The 14,869-nt window shown below is 46.3% G+C and carries 14 protein-coding genes and 1 other annotated feature; of the genes, 11 read left to right on the top strand and 3 right to left on the bottom strand.

The genetic code is table 11. The features are described 5' to 3' along the window. The first annotated feature begins 42 nt into the window (after positions 1-42). The 5 genes from NSQ20_RS14915 (at position 43) to NSQ20_RS14935 (ending at position 4,458) form a co-directional block, all read left to right on the top strand. On the top strand, positions 43-897 hold the full coding sequence (locus NSQ20_RS14915; RefSeq protein WP_340032869.1) for an ATP-binding cassette domain-containing protein: 855 nt from the start codon (positions 43-45) through the stop codon (positions 895-897). Next, positions 882-2,645, top strand: coding sequence for an ATP-binding cassette domain-containing protein (locus tag NSQ20_RS14920; RefSeq protein WP_340032870.1), 1,764 nt, complete (start codon positions 882-884; stop codon positions 2,643-2,645). The genes NSQ20_RS14915 and NSQ20_RS14920 overlap by 16 nt, the downstream gene beginning before the upstream one ends. A 146-nt stretch (positions 2,646-2,791) precedes the next feature. Beyond that, a complete protein-coding gene (locus NSQ20_RS14925; RefSeq protein ID WP_340032871.1) occupies positions 2,792-3,091 on the top strand; it encodes a hypothetical protein in 300 nt (99 codons plus the stop codon). 165 nt (positions 3,092-3,256) lie between these two features. Then, a complete protein-coding gene (locus NSQ20_RS14930; protein ID WP_340032872.1) occupies positions 3,257-3,832 on the top strand; it encodes a GNAT family protein in 576 nt (191 codons plus the stop codon). Positions 3,833-3,876: 44 nt separating this feature from the next. Next, positions 3,877-4,458: a GNAT family N-acetyltransferase gene (locus NSQ20_RS14935; protein WP_340032873.1), complete on the top strand. Its 582-nt coding sequence runs from the start codon at positions 3,877-3,879 to the stop codon at positions 4,456-4,458. 180 nt (positions 4,459-4,638) lie between these two features. On the opposite strand, the gene NSQ20_RS14940 is transcribed toward NSQ20_RS14935, so the two are convergent. Further along, on the bottom strand, positions 4,639-4,998 hold the full coding sequence (locus tag NSQ20_RS14940) for a MerR family transcriptional regulator (protein ID WP_091031062.1): 360 nt from the start codon (positions 4,996-4,998) through the stop codon (positions 4,639-4,641). A gap of 102 nt (positions 4,999-5,100) precedes the next feature. Between NSQ20_RS14940 and NSQ20_RS14945 the strand changes: the two genes are divergently transcribed. Continuing rightward, a complete protein-coding gene (locus NSQ20_RS14945; RefSeq protein ID WP_340032874.1) occupies positions 5,101-5,811 on the top strand; it encodes an SDR family NAD(P)-dependent oxidoreductase in 711 nt (236 codons plus the stop codon). A 622-nt stretch (positions 5,812-6,433) separates the two neighbouring features. On the opposite strand, the gene NSQ20_RS14950 is transcribed toward NSQ20_RS14945, so the two are convergent. Together NSQ20_RS14950 and NSQ20_RS14955 are read right to left on the bottom strand one after the other, a co-directional pair. Next, a complete protein-coding gene (locus NSQ20_RS14950) occupies positions 6,434-7,951 on the bottom strand; it encodes an ATP-binding protein (RefSeq protein ID WP_340032875.1) in 1,518 nt (505 codons plus the stop codon). After that, positions 7,951-8,634 carry a response regulator transcription factor gene (locus NSQ20_RS14955; protein WP_340032876.1) on the bottom strand — a complete coding sequence of 228 codons (684 nt, stop codon included), beginning with the start codon at positions 8,632-8,634 and terminating at the stop codon, positions 7,951-7,953. The genes NSQ20_RS14950 and NSQ20_RS14955 overlap by 1 nt, the downstream gene beginning before the upstream one ends. A 204-nt stretch (positions 8,635-8,838) precedes the next feature. On the opposite strand from NSQ20_RS14955, the gene NSQ20_RS14960 reads away from it, so the two are divergent. From NSQ20_RS14960 to NSQ20_RS14980, 5 genes are all read left to right on the top strand, one after another. Beyond that, a complete protein-coding gene (locus NSQ20_RS14960) occupies positions 8,839-11,001 on the top strand; it encodes a glycosyltransferase family 39 protein (RefSeq protein ID WP_340032877.1) in 2,163 nt (720 codons plus the stop codon). Between the two features lie 54 nt (positions 11,002-11,055). Next, positions 11,056-12,042, top strand: a complete 987-nt coding sequence (locus tag NSQ20_RS14965) for a glycosyltransferase family 2 protein (RefSeq protein ID WP_076327735.1) — start codon at positions 11,056-11,058, stop codon at positions 12,040-12,042. Next, positions 12,035-12,427 (top strand): GtrA family protein, encoded by a 393-nt coding sequence (locus NSQ20_RS14970; protein ID WP_315373367.1) that lies wholly within the window; start codon positions 12,035-12,037, stop codon positions 12,425-12,427. The genes NSQ20_RS14965 and NSQ20_RS14970 overlap by 8 nt, the downstream gene beginning before the upstream one ends. A gap of 57 nt (positions 12,428-12,484) precedes the next feature. Further along, positions 12,485-13,357 carry a UTP--glucose-1-phosphate uridylyltransferase GalU gene (galU, locus tag NSQ20_RS14975; RefSeq protein WP_340032878.1) on the top strand — a complete coding sequence of 291 codons (873 nt, stop codon included), beginning with the start codon at positions 12,485-12,487 and terminating at the stop codon, positions 13,355-13,357. Positions 13,358-13,506: 149 nt separating this feature from the next. Beyond that, on the top strand, positions 13,507-14,352 hold the full coding sequence (locus NSQ20_RS14980) for a class I SAM-dependent methyltransferase (RefSeq protein ID WP_340032879.1): 846 nt from the start codon (positions 13,507-13,509) through the stop codon (positions 14,350-14,352). A 191-nt stretch (positions 14,353-14,543) separates the two neighbouring features. Then, positions 14,544-14,821 (top strand) — a binding site (T-box leader). Positions 14,822-14,869: the final 48 nt, after the last annotated feature.

Here is a 14,869-nt window from a genome sequence, read left to right on the forward strand (position 1 = left end):
ATCGTACCACATAACAATAGAAAGGGAAAGGACTAATTTACGATGCAAGGCAACCTGCCTATAATTACATTAGAAGATGTTCGAGTGCATTATTCTTCCGAAGGTAGTCAGGTGAGGAAAGCACTGGATGGGGTCTCACTTACGCTACACCAAGGAGAATGGATTAGTATTGTAGGAGCGAATGGCAGTGGGAAAAGCACACTTGCTGGACTACTGATTGGATTCATTCCACTATCTGGAGGGGTACGGGATATCTCGGATGAACTTACCGTTCGGGGTGTATTGCAGCAACCGGATGCACAGGTACTTGGCGATACGATTGAAGAGGAGTTTCATTTTGCGCTGTCACCATTGATGGATTCTGTAGGAGAGCAATTGGAGCGCCGGCAGGATGCATTACATACCGTAGGACTTCAATATCCCCCGGAGAAGGCTGTCTCACAATTATCCGGTGGACAGAAACAACTGCTTAATATTGCTGTAGCGCTCGCTGCCAAACCGGATATATTGATTCTGGATGAGCCAACAGCCATGCTTGATCCGGGAGCAAGAGACCGTATCGAGGCCATCGTTCAGAAGATTACCCAGCGGGGGACAACGGTGATCTGGATTACACACCATCTGGAGGAAGCAACCCTGTGTGATCGAATCATTGCTATGGAGAGGGGACGTTGTGTTTACAACGGGGCGCCGGAGTCCTTTTTCTATGAAACAGAGTTGAATGAGAAGGCTACTTGGGAAAATGTACAGCTATCTCCCTGTGAACGGTTAGGGTTGGACCCTCCTTTTACTGTAAAAACTGCGTTATTGCTCAAGCAAAAAGGTATGATGCCAGAAGCCATGCCACTGCGACCTGAGCAACTGGCCAAGGAGGTCGCACGTTGGAGATCAAGCTAACCAATATACGTATAGAAGCATCGGAATCGGGCAAACGTGCACTGCTTGAAGATGTGAGTGTACAGTTGAACAGTGGGGAAATCACCTTGCTGCTGGGCTGCACCGGTTCAGGAAAAACGACTTTATTACAGACGTTGGCTGGTCTGAGACCGCCCGATGCAGGAAGTATCACATTGGATGGCACACCTTTCTGGAAAGAAGGAAAAGTGCCGCAGTCGATTTTATTGCAAATGGGACTATTGTTTCAATTTCCGGAACAACAACTGTTTGCCCGAAGTATTCAGCGTGAATTCTCATATTCTCTGCGTCCCTATCGACTTTCAGAGAAACAGCAACAAGAGCAGATCACAAAAGCACTGAACCAATGGGACCCGCTAGTGTCCTCGGAGTTGGACCGACGTTTTCATCTGGACAGGTCGCCATTTGCTCTAAGTGGGGGAGAGAAGCGCAGGTTAGGTCTTGCTCTCGGAAGTGTGACCAATCCACACTGGCTTCTGCTGGATGAGCCAAGCGCCGGGTTGGAAGCGCAAAGTGTCGGGCTTTTGCTGGATGTATTGGAGCAACATCGTCTGGCAGGTGGTGGGGGCGTGGTAGCAACCCATGATCTGGATACATTCTTGCCTTGTGCGGATCGAGTATTGTTGTTGCAGGAAGGCCGTCTAATCGCTGATCTTACGCCGAGAGAACTTCACAAAAGGCCTGAACTGCTGGAGCAGACAGGGATTGGACTGCCACCATCGATGAGACTGGTACAGCAGTTTAGAGCAGCGGGTCTTGAGCTGCCTTTGACCGGGATGACGCCAGAGGAGATGGCTGAAAGTATTGTTCATTCCACGTCTGTTAAGGTGGGGATTCAGAACGAATTGAAAGAAGCATCAGCGACGGTAACGATGGAAGTCAAGAGCGATGTAATGAAATATGAAAAAGAAGCACTGATGCTATCGTCCATTAAAACGGAAGATGATCCAAAGCTTCTTCCGAACACCTTGACTCATTCAGGCGGATTATATGGCGTTATGGACCCGCGTCTGAAATGGATTTTGTATATTTTGCTGGTCACCGCAGCTATGCTTCAACAGCGATGGCTGGGATTGACGTTAACACTGGTGCCGGTAGTAGCAGCACTTGCCGTGCTCCCGCGTCAGACTTTGGCTGGATGTATGAAGTTAATGAAGCCATTATTATTCTTTTTCATCATATCATCGGCGTTATCTGGGACAACTCTTTCAACAGAGGGAGGAGGTCTGCACTTTGGCTTTTCCCTGATGCAGGCGGAGGGCACTTTGCTGAACGTGTATCGTTTGTTTATCGTTACATTGGCAAGCCTTTGGTTTTCGTTGACGACGCCTTATGGGCGAATGGTAGAAGGGCTTAACTGGGTACTCGGTATCGGTAAAAAGATCAGGTTGCCCGTAGCTTCGTTTGCTCTTGCTGTATCGTTAATCTTTCGGTTTATCCCGATGATCTGGAGTGAGTGGCAGCGATTCTCACTGATCGTGCGGGCACGTGGAAAGGCAGCTTTAAGACCAAATACCGTTCGAATTCGTGACCTGGGTCCGATGGTGATTCCCTTGTTGATGGCACTGTTCCAACGTGCAGAGGATATGACCATTGCGATGGAAATGCGTAAAGTTAGAGAGCACTCTACGCTCGGAGGACGTTCATCGTTATTGGTATGGTCCAAACGCGATACCTGGATTAGCATGGCTGGCCTCATTGCTTTTGTACTTTTAATATGGATTCGCTAACTGTGATGGCGATAATGATCGTGATGGATCCGGTAATGGATCAAAACCTAAACGCAGTGTTTTCCAAAGGTCATGCATAAATGCGTTTGTCCTCGCTCACAATAAGTGGACGTTGGTCATCTGAAGTGGATCAGGAGGGATAAACGATGAAAGATAAGTTTTTGCGTGAAGATCGGCAAGAATATACCGATGTGTCTACGGTGGAGTCGCAGCGAAACGATATCACACTCGAAGAATTCCCGGAGGGTCCTTACGGTTCATCTCTGTTATCCGAGTCTCTTGGGAAAAGTTCTCCGTGGCGGGTGGACCAGCGGTCTGCACATCGTTTTGATTATGAAAATCATGAGCTTCACGAGGGAGACGTACGGGATTATCCAGGTCAGGATGTTTTTGACGAAACGGTTCCGGACAACTTATCCAAGCCTCAATATACGGAAGAAACGTAATGAGATTTTGATATAAAATAGAGCGTAGCCTCCAACAGGTTTTTCCTGTTCGGGGGTTATTTTCGTTGTGTTTAATGAAAACAAATCTCCTCCAATTCCACAATATGGGTTATTATATTTGTAACTCGAAGTAAAAATTTGGTTGAATATGCGGGGGGACTTGGAATGAGAGAGATCGATTATAGTCAGTATTTCTGGCAGGATGATAAGATCAGACTACGTGCTTTGCGTGAAGAAGATTGGGAGGATCATTATTATAACCGCTTTGATACACCTGCCCGTCGGTTATTGGAGTGTGCAGTAGAGTTGCCGCCAACCTATGTTGAAGCGAAGAGTTTCACGGAAAACTTCTCTGATTTTTCTTTAGGCAAAGGACGGATCATGTTTACAATTGTAAATATGGATGGTGAGAATGTCGGAGGTGTGAATCTGAACAGTATTGATGAGAGGAACGGTACCTTTAGCATTGGCATTCAAATTGACAGGGATCATCGAGGAAAAGGATACGGAACCAGAGCCGTTCGAATCTTGCTGAACTATGCCTTCTTCGAGCGCAGGCTCAACAAATTTAATGATTATGTACTCCAAGGAAATGAACCTTCCGCAGCAATGATGAGAAAACTTGGATGTGTTCAGGAAGGTGTGCGTCGCCAGGTGATCTATATGGATGGAAAATACCAAGATCTGATCCTCTTTGGATTGACCAAAGATGAGTTTATGGAAAAAGAGGGGCTTGTTTGAAGTAAAGCTAATAAGCTGAAATTAAGTGTGTAGTAGGAGGAACTATGAACCAACCCATACTAACCGATGAATTAATCATCAATTGCAAGGATATTTATTTACGTGAGTATCGACTCGAGGATTTGAAGAAACTGCAAGAAATTACGTGGCAACCTGAGGTGTATGAATTCCTACCTGGATGGAACGCTACGATTGAAGATAGGACCCTGTGGCTCACCGAATATGAAATCCCTGAGAATCAGCGTTTTAAACAAGCTGTAGTGGCGGGAGGGGATATCGGAGAGTTATGTTTACGTATGGCTATCGTACTCAAAGAAAATGATGAGTTTATCGGATGGTGCTGCTCAGGGATCAAGGACGAACTGCCAGCACCCAATCGGGAGATTATGTACGGTATTTCGAAACACTTCAGAAATCGTGGTTACACCACGCAGGCGCTCAAAGGAATGACGGAGTATTTGTTTGAACATACAAACGTGGAAGTGTTAAATGCCATCGCTTTGACTACCAATCAAGCATCCAATAAGGTGATACAGAAATGTAATTTTGAACGGTTAAATTTGATCGAGATCGAGAATGAATCCTATAACCATTATCAACTGTGTAAGGGCAAAGGTCATTTTTGATTGAACGTTTATCCTCATTGAAAATAGCTATAATATGAAAATTTCGGATCAGGTTAGACAGTTATTGCTGGCTGCCTGATTTTTTTGTATTTATTTTAAGAAGCTACTGAGGAAACCTTGTTAGGGTACGTGTTCTCTTACATAAAACGCAAAAAATTGGCCTATTGGACAAGGCTTATGTTAATAATTTTCTCCGCGATAATAGCGCTCCAGTTTGTTATCCAAATGAACAAGCTGCGCTTTTTTCTCCTCGATATCATTCAGCAACTTTTGCTTTTGATCCTCAATCAGTTTGGTTCTTTCCTTCAGCGTGGAGGTTCCTTCATTGACCTGATCATAATACTTTTTGATGTCTTCCACACTCATCCCGGTTTCACGAAGACATTTGATAAAAACCAGCCAGTTCAGATCCTCCTCCAAATAAAGACGGTTATTCTGCTCATTTCGTGCAGCAGGTTTCAGCAGTCCTTTTCTTTCATAAAAGCGGATCGCTCCAATGGAGATCTCAACTTTTTTCGCTACTTCTCCAATCGTTAACATGATAATTCCCCCTTTTATAAAAATAATTTGACCTACACTAAGTGTAGCATAGTAACTTAAACATTGTTAAATATAAATCAAATTATGGAAAGAAGGATTCGCATGAAAAAAACTGTTTTTGTAACCGGAGCAAATAAAGGAATTGGATATGAAATCGTCAAGCAGTTGGGTGAAGCGGGCTGGAAAGTTATTCTTGGCGCTCGTAGTGTCGAACGGGGGGAAGTAGCTGTTTCCGAGTTAACTTCCAGAGGATTAGACGTAGAATTTGTACAGATCGACATGAACGACTTGAAGAGCATCGAGCAGGCAGCCGAAACAATTCATAAGACTTATCCCGAGATAAACCTTCTGATCAATAACGCGGGTATGCCTGGTGCTTTCTCTCATTCCTTCACGGATACAAAAGAGGAAGATCTGCGGAATGCCTTCGAAGTGAACTTTTTCGGCACCTTCCGTTTGAATCAGCGATTGTTCCCGTTAATCAAAGATAATGAAGGCACAATCATTAATGTATCAACCGACATGGCTTCTCTGGACCATATGCAAAATGCGGAATTTACTTTAAACGCCTTCGACTATAATTCATCCAAAACGGCCAACAGTGCAATGACACTTTCGATGGCTTATGAAGTGAAAAACAGCAGGGCACAAGTCTTTGCAGTAACGCCCGGATTTACATCAACAGATCTTAATGGCAATGCCGAAGGCGGTAAATCAAAAGAAGCCGGCGCTGCGATTATCGTGCGCTATGCGACGGATGGCAAACGCCATAACGGAGAATTCCTAGATGAGAATGGCGTGTACCCTTGGTAATCCACCGTTGCCAAAAGCACCAATAGATGGGGATGAATTTTAGAGTGTGTCTTCAAGCTCAGACTGAGGGTAAGCTATACGATGATGGGTACCAAGGTCTCAAAAGTCTTGAGGTCCAAGATAGCTGATCCTGGCTAATTTTAGTGAATGCCTAGACGATTTTCTAACGAACTCAGAACGTCTTATTCGGCCTCTAGGTACGCTTCTTAAATTGTAAGGAACATCAGACACGCTATTTTCCGAAATCCCCTGAGAAAAACGCAGTAAACGGTTGTTTATTCTAATATAACGTGGCTCAGGTTCATTAGATCTCTGTGGACGCTCCAAATGCTTGAATAAGACGTCTCAGATTCGTTAGCCTGAAAGTGCGAAAGCCTGAGACCAATTGAGCTACTACTTACTCTGCACTCTATCAATCGGATAAAAAAGAATCCCCCTTTCATTTCTAAACCGAAATGAGTGGGGGATTTGTCATGCAATAAAAAGCCGGAATTAAAATGAAAGTAAAGCAGCGTTTGGAGAACTTGCCTAGAGCTTGTGTAATGATCAAGTAGATCTTACGTAAAGCTGCGTATAGCCAACGTATAGCCAACTTATAGCCTACTTGGAGGCTATGCTCAGCCTAGACATCAGCCTTATACAACGGCATTAATATCATAAATTCAGTTCCCAAGCCTACCTGACTTTGTACGGTAATTTTCCCACCATACGACTCCACAATCGAGCGGGTAATGGCTAGACCGAGACCCGCGCCACCTTGTTTGCGCGAACGAGAACTGCTTGTGCGGTAAAATCGTTCAAAGATATGGGGTAGATGTTCAGGTTCAATGCCTGTGCCGTTATCTTTCACTGATAATTCAGCCTTATGATACGTGGCATATGACGTTATGGAGATGGCTCCATGCTCAGGATCGGTATGCTGCACCGCGTTATGGAACAGATTCAGCACAACCTGTTTCAGCTTGTAAGGGTCAGCCAGTACATATACTTCAGCCGTCAAATCGAGATGAATGGATCTTTGTTGAGCCATCATGGCAAGTTGTGGTTGCATTTCGAGCAGCAGACTATCCAGCTGAATGACCTCCCGCTCCTGCTTTGGGGCATGATCCAGCTTGGTTAGTAACAGCAAATCTTCAACCAGCTTGTTAATTCGCACCGATTCGCCGTGCATGCTGTCCAGTGCTTTATACAATTGATCTTGATTGGTCGCTGCACCCCGCTGTAGAACTTCAATGAAACCGTGAATGGAGGTGAGCGGGGTACGAAGCTCATGAGAAGCATCAGACAAGAAACGTTGCATCTGCTCTTTCGATTCCCGCTCCGCTTCAAACGAATTCTCCAGTCTTTCAAGCATGCCATTAAATGAAACTGCGAGCTGATCCACTTCTTCTTGTCCCTGAATGACGGGAAGCCGTTCTGCGAGGCTGCCTGCATCTATCTGCTGTACTTTATTCACCATGTTGGACAGGGGAACCAGCGTCCGGCGTAATACCTTAGTGTATAGAACAAGACCGGCTACCATGGCCAACAGCGATAACATGATGAAGATCAGAAGCTGTTTAATAATCAAGTCTCTCAGTGGCTTTGTAGCCGTGCCCATCTGCACCATTGGTAAACCACGATTGCGTGGACCGGGTGAAGCGAATACAATCAATTGCTCATTCCCTTGGCTATCCGTGACGATCTCGTAGGGAATGTGTTTTTGTTCTTTCAACTCATCTGTAATGTCCTGATATTCAGCGGATGATAGTTGAGGGGCTTTCAGACCGTCTTCCCCAAAAACATCCTCGAACGTACCTTCGTTATCAAACAGGGCTAGTGAACGGTCAGGAATAAACAACACCCGATTACCAGACCCGTTTCCTACCTGTCCACCAAAAGGATTGTTGGAAGAGCCGTTACGTGACTGGATACCGAGCCAAACCGGGGGCATGGACATGAGCTGTTCTTCCATGGTTTTTGCCTGATTCCGGTAGAGAAAGCTTTCCATAATCCAGAATTGCAGGATACCGATTAACAATAGTAGCCCAGCCAGCACAAACAGAGAACGTGAGAGCAATTGAGAACGCAGTGAACGAGGCCAGATCCATTGGTGAAGACGTCTTAAACGAAGTTTATTTTTCTTAGGCAGCAAGTTCATCAGAGATCCACCCTGTATCCGACACCCCGAAGCGTACGAATGAGTTTATGCTCTTTATCCCCGAGTTTGTCGCGCAAGGAGCGAACGTATACCTCCACAATATTTTCTTCTCCGCCAAAATCATACCCCCACACCCGGCTCAGAATGGTCGCTTTGCTAAGTACAATCCCATGATTAAGCACAATAAATTTTAACAGTTCGTATTCGGTAGGAGATAATTCCAGGACCTGATTCTGATAGGTGATTTCTTTGCGCTGATCATCAATTCGGAAGGGACCGTGGGTGACGGCTCCTATTAATAAAGGAAATTGATTACGCAGTCTGGCCTGAATTCGGGCGAGCAGCTCGTCGAAGGCAAAGGGTTTGATCATGTAATCGTCAGCACCTAACCAAAGGCCCTTAACCCGATTCTCGACCTCGTCCTTCGCTGTTAGCATTATAACGCCAACCTGAGCTCCGGTCTTACGCAGACGCTCGACCACTTCGAATCCATCCATCTCAGGCATCATGACATCCAGAATAGCCATATGTGGCTTGAATTCAAGCGCCAACTCAAGCGCAGCCGCTCCATCCGGTGCGGTGCGCACATCAAAGCCCTCATTGCTTAATCCAAGCTCTAGAAATTGTAAAATATGTGGTTCATCATCAGTCAATAGTATTTTAATTCCGCTGCTAAGCTTCATAATGTGCCTTCTCTCCTTGCCTGAGCCATTTAGATTTCTCCCTCAATTGCGAGGGACTGTATGTTGTATTATCGCTTGCCAAACTGAAATTTAGCTGAAAGGATTGTGAATTATCCTCAGACAACATTCAGCGGGCACTCATCCCAGTTTTATTTTGGCATGTCACAATACTAGACATGAAGAACTTTGAAGGAGTGATCAACATTGAATAACACCAAAAGAAGGATGGATTTTGTCCTTCTTCCGATTGTATTACTGGCGGCATTTCTCAATGGGTACGGTATCTGGAACGATCAATATGCCAATTCCTATTATACGACTGCCGTTGGGAGTATGCTCAGCAACTTCCATAACTTTTTCTATGCGTCACTAGACTCAGCAGGCTCGGTCACTGTAGATAAACCACCCGTTGTCTTCTGGATTCAGACGGCCTTTGCCTATGTCTTCGGACTGCACGGTTGGAGCGTTATTTTGCCGCAGGTATTAGCGGGAATCGGTTCGGTGCTCCTGATCTATTTCATGGTGAAACCTACATATGGTCTTGCAGCAGCACGAATCTCGGCACTTGTGCTGGCGACTGTGCCTGTCGTGGCGGCAGTCAGCCGGACCAACAATATTGACAGCATGTTGGTGTTTACACTACTGCTGGGTTCATGGTTTTTGTTCAAAGGTAGCAAACAAGGCAGTACTTGGCGCATTCTGGTTGCTTTTGGGTTAATAGGCGTAGCATTTAATATGAAAATGCTTCAAGCCTACATGATTCTCCCGGCTTTTTACTTGTTTTATCTGATTGCATTTCAGGCGAAATGGAGAAGGAAGATCATCCTGCTGATCGGCAGCACAGCGGTTCTGGCGGTGGTTTCCTTATCCTGGGCGGTCACTGTGGATTCTATACCCGAAGACGAGCGGCCTTATATCGGCAGCAGTGAAACAAACTCGGTCATGGAACTCGCCTTTGGATACAATGGTCTGGCTCGCCTAACGGGTCAGCAGAATACTGCAGGTAACGCAGGTATGCCAAATGGTATGGGACAGGGAGATAATCGTGGCAATCGAGGAGACTCGTCTTCAGGTCCTAAGCAGACAGGCAGTGATGTTCCTGGCGTTGGGCAAGATGTCAATGCACCGGATAACGATAACATGAATGGTTCGAATGGCAATTTCCCGAACAGGCAGATGCCAAATGATATGGAAATGCCAAACGGAAGAGATTTCGGCGGAGGCATGGGCGGAATGTTTGGTACGGGGGAGAAAGGTCCTCTGCGTCTGTTCCAGACTGAACTGTCAGGCCAAGCTAGCTGGCTTCTGCCAGTTGTGCTGCTTGGATGCATTGCCATATTTGCAGGATTAAGACGGAGAAATATAACCAACAAGCACAAGGAAGCCTTGTTCTGGCTGACCTGGCTGCTTCCCGTTGCTGCCTTTTTCAGTGTGGCAGGTTTCTTCCATCAGTATTATCTGATTATGCTTGCACCTCCAATTGCGGCGCTGACTGGCGCAGGATTTGTAGCGATGTGGAAGTCATATCGTGATCGCAATGGCTGGCAGGCATGGTTGCTTCCGGTGTCCGTGTTGCTGACGACTCTGTTCGGCTGGTATATCATGCAGGTGTATAACGGTACGATTGGTGCAGGCTGGTCCATTAGTGAATTGATCGCAGGCATTCTGGTCACGGTCATCCTAATCGTTATGCTTCATCGCACACATCAATGGAAACAGGGCTTCATTATCGCGGGATTCATAGTGATGCTGATCGGTCCAATCTACTGGGCATTCACCCCAATAACTTATGGTGGCAACAGCATGATTCCGGCAGCAGGACCTACTGGTTCCAATGGTATGTTTGGTGGAGCAGGAATGGGCATGCCGATGGGTAACGGTGCAGGAGACACAGAAATGCCTACAATGGGTGGCCGTGGCGGAATGGGCAACCGTAACGAAGAAGTGGATACAGTCACACTGAATTATCTGAAAGAGCACAATACAGGCGAAACGTATCTCTTTGCCACTACGGACTATAATCAGGCAGCACCTTATATCATCGATGAAAGAGCAGCGGTCATTACACTTGGAGGGTTCTCCGGCTCAGACCCGGTGTACACAACAGATGAACTTGAGCAACTCGTCAAGAGCGGGCAAGTGAAATACTTCATGGTTGGTGGCATGGGTGGCCGCGGAGGAAACTCGGATATTAGCGATTGGATCAAAGAGCACGGAACCGAGATTCCAACGTCAGAATGGAAGACAGGCACGGACAGCGGATCCATGGATAACGGTGATACGGAGAGTGAAGCTGGACTTGGATTTGGATTCGGATTCGGATTCGGATTTGGCGGACAGACCACCTTGTACGAAGTGAAATTATAACTGTAATGAAAATCTCGAACGAACGAAGTCCATTGGAAAAGGGAGGGGACAAACATGGCTCACGCGTACCGATACAGCATTATTATTCCCATGTATAACGAGGAAGCGGTGATCGAGGAGACTTATCGGCGTCTGAAGAAGGTCATGGGCAGCACAGGAGAGAGTTATGAACTGTTGTTTGTTAATGATGGTAGCGTGGATCGAAGTGCACAGATGATCCGTGATTACGCCCGTTGGGACGAGAGTGTGAAGCTGATAGATTTTGCCCGTAACTTCGGACATCAGATTGCGATAACAGCTGGTATGGATTATGCAGTGGGGGATGCGGTGGTTATTATTGATGCGGATCTGCAGGACCCTCCCGAACTGATACTGGATATGATCGCCAAATGGAAAGAGGGCTATGAAGTCGTATATGCCCGTCGCACCAGACGAAGTGGGGAAACTCGCTTTAAGAAATGGTCGGCGAGTCTGTTCTATCGTGTACTTCGTGCTTCAACGGATACGGATATCCCGGTAGACACCGGAGATTTTCGCCTGATTGACCGCAAAGTATGTGATGAGATGAAACGTCTTCCGGAGAAAAACCGATTTGTGCGGGGGTTGGTCAGTTGGGTCGGATTTCGTCAGACTGCGATTGAATATGAACGTGATGAACGTCTGGCAGGTGAAACAAAATATCCGCTGAAACGCATGTTGAAACTAAGCCTGGACGGCATTACTTCATTTTCGTATAAACCGCTCAAGCTCGCAGGTTATGTAGGTGCGATCCTGTCGGTTGGCGGATTCATCTATATGTTAACGGTTATTGTTTCGGCCATCTTTACGGATTCAACGATTAAGGGATGGCCATCCATTGTAAGTATCATGCTGATCTTTAACGGATTCATCCTGATCATGCTGGGCATTCTGGGCGAGTACGTGGGCCGCATCTATGATGAGACCAAGGCGCGTCCGCTATACATTGTGAGAGATGTGGTGCAGGCCGAGGGCCAGCAAGCAAAATCCCAATTGACAGTTCGAGTTGCTCATCATGACTAAGCGTCTGGTGACACTCTTCAAGTTCGGTATTGTGGGTGTTGCGAATACGGCAGTAGATGCGGTGGTGTTTGCTTTGCTTGCAGTGGGCGGTGTACCGGTTCTGATGGCTCAAGTAATCTCGTACAGCTGCGGTGTTGCGAACAGTTATTGGCTGAACGGCAGGTGGACTTTTCGAGATACGGCACGAGGGGGCGGCGATAGAGCGAAACTTGTTCGTTTTCTAATCACCAATCTCATCGTTCTTGCGTTATCCGCTCTCATTCTGATGACTTTGCAAGACATGCTGGGTTGGAGTCTCGTGATGAGTAAAATCCTGGCGACCTTGATGGGGATGGTTCTGAACTATATAGCCAGCAGATATTGGGTGTTTCGTATCGCTACTTAGCTGCCCACAGCGTGCATTATTGGTTATAAGAAGCAAATGAAAGGAGTCTATGATGATATGCGAATTAAAAAAGCAGTTATTCCGGCAGCGGGTCTCGGAACCCGTTTCCTGCCAGCGACCAAAGCACAGCCCAAAGAGATGTTACCGATTGTAGACAAACCGGCCATCCAATACATTGTTGAAGAAGCAGTGCAATCAGGAATTGAGAATATCCTCATTGTGACTGGACGCAACAAAAAATCCATAGAGGACCATTTTGATAAATCGGTTGAACTTGAACACTCTTTATATGCCAAGGGCAAACAGTCTTTACTGGAAGAGGTGCAGGCCATCAGCGAGATGGCAAATATTCATTTTATTCGTCAAAAGGAACCACTGGGTCTGGGGCATGCCATTGGGTGTGCACGGCAATTTGTAGGGGATGATGCCTTCGCTGTACTGCTGGGAGATGACATAATGGTGTCTGATCCGCCTGCACTTGCACAGATGGTTCATCTCTACGAAAAGACAGGCAACCAGATCATTGGTGTTCGTAAGGTAGACGCGGCAAATGTGAGCAAATATGGCATTATTGATTCGAATGGTGCAGAGGACCGGGTTCACCGGGTCACCAATCTGGTCGAAAAACCTTCTCTTGCAGAAGCGCCATCCCGAACAGCTGTAATGGGACGATACATTCTGAAACCTTCCATCTTTCCAATCCTGGATCAGATCGAGAGAGGTGCTGGAGGGGAATATCAGTTAACGGATGCCTTGAAAGAAGTAAGTCAGGTGGAGGAACTGTTGGCCCTTGAACTGGAGGGGCGTCGCTACGATATAGGCGATCAATTCGGATATATTCAGGCGATCTTGGAGATCGGACTGTTGCGTAAGGAATTACAGCCCATGCTGACACCCTATCTTCAGAAGCTTGCAACTCAGTGGGCATAGGAATTGATATGTAGCAGAGGTTTAGATCTGCTATAGGACGAGTTCTCCTCCGTGCCATGGTTCTGTCATAGACTCTAGTGTTGTACAATTATTCCAGTAACGCTACAATTAGCAAGAAGTTTAGGTTGCTCTTTGAGGAGTGAGGAATCATGAATGAATCTATCATCAGGGACCTTATTAAGTATATGGACGTGGAGGACAACGCCGCCATTCAGTACATTCAGACCGAGCATCGGATGAAACTGGGACTCTTTTGGGGGATACAGGAAGGCAGCCGGGTTCTGGAAATCGGGTGTGGTCAGGGAGATACAACGGCCGTGCTTGCACATCTGGTGGGGGAGCACGGGTACGTTTATGGTGTAGATATTGCACCGGAGGATTATGGTACACCGCTGACCGTAGGCGAAGCGGCAGCCAAGCTGCGGAGATCTCCACTGGGTGATCGAATTCGAATGGATTATGATTTTGACATTTTAAGTGATCAGGTTCAATTCACCGAGAATGAGTTTGATGTTATTGTACTTTCCCATTGTTCTTGGTACTTGAAATCGTTTGACGAACTCGCTGAGATTCTTAGCAAGGTTAGGACGTGGGGACATCAGTTATGTTTTGGAGAATGGGATGCCCGAGTTACAGATGTGAGCCAGCTCTCACATTGGTTATCCGTTCTGATTCAGTCCCAGGTCGAATGTTACAAGGAGAACAGCTTCTCCAATGTGCGCACGCTCTTTACACCGGAGGATATCCAAGAGCTTGTCTCTGCGGCAGGCTGGACGATTAAGGAAGAGACTTCGATCCATTCTCCCGAGCTGCAGGACGGTCGCTGGGAAACCGAAATGACACTGGCAGAAGCGCCTGTGGAACTGAAACTGCTTCCGATCCCGGACAAAGTAAAGACACTTCTTCTTTCCGAACTGAAATTACTTAAGACACATCATGTCTCGGGGCCCGGGAGCCCACTGGGAACGTATGCGATGGTTGCCAAAAAGCAGTAAGGAAATAACCATTTGTAGTATGTTATAATAAAGATGTCTATCGACGTGCTATCACAGAAGATTGACCGCATGTAGCTGAAATTTTTCTTGCGGTAATTGAATGGTTCAGCTCCGCTGGAAACATATAAATTCCATGATCTAAAAAAATGTGTTTACTTCATCACAGTAATTTTGATATTATAATCGCAATATCAAATGCGACGAAGAGACGAGTAGATAAAAATCATTCTTTCAAAGAGAGCTCCGGTAGCTGAAAAGGAGTAAAGAACTTTTTATTGAATAAAGACTCAGAGCAGCACATCGGAACTTAGCATTTAAGGGATGGTGTGACAGGAGCTCCTGTTACAGAGCTAGAGTATGAACGGTCTACAGCTTTCAACATGGTTGTAAACCTTTACTTGAAGAGGCTGATACGGTGACATATTGGCGAATCTGGGTGGTACCACGAGAGTTCAATCTCGTCCCTGAGACTATTGTCTTGGGGATGGGATTTTTTGGTTTTTCCGGGGTGTGACTA

Source organism: Paenibacillus sp. FSL K6-1122 (assembly GCF_037977015.1).
GTDB classification, from domain to species: Bacteria; Bacillota; Bacilli; order Paenibacillales; family Paenibacillaceae; genus Paenibacillus; species Paenibacillus amylolyticus.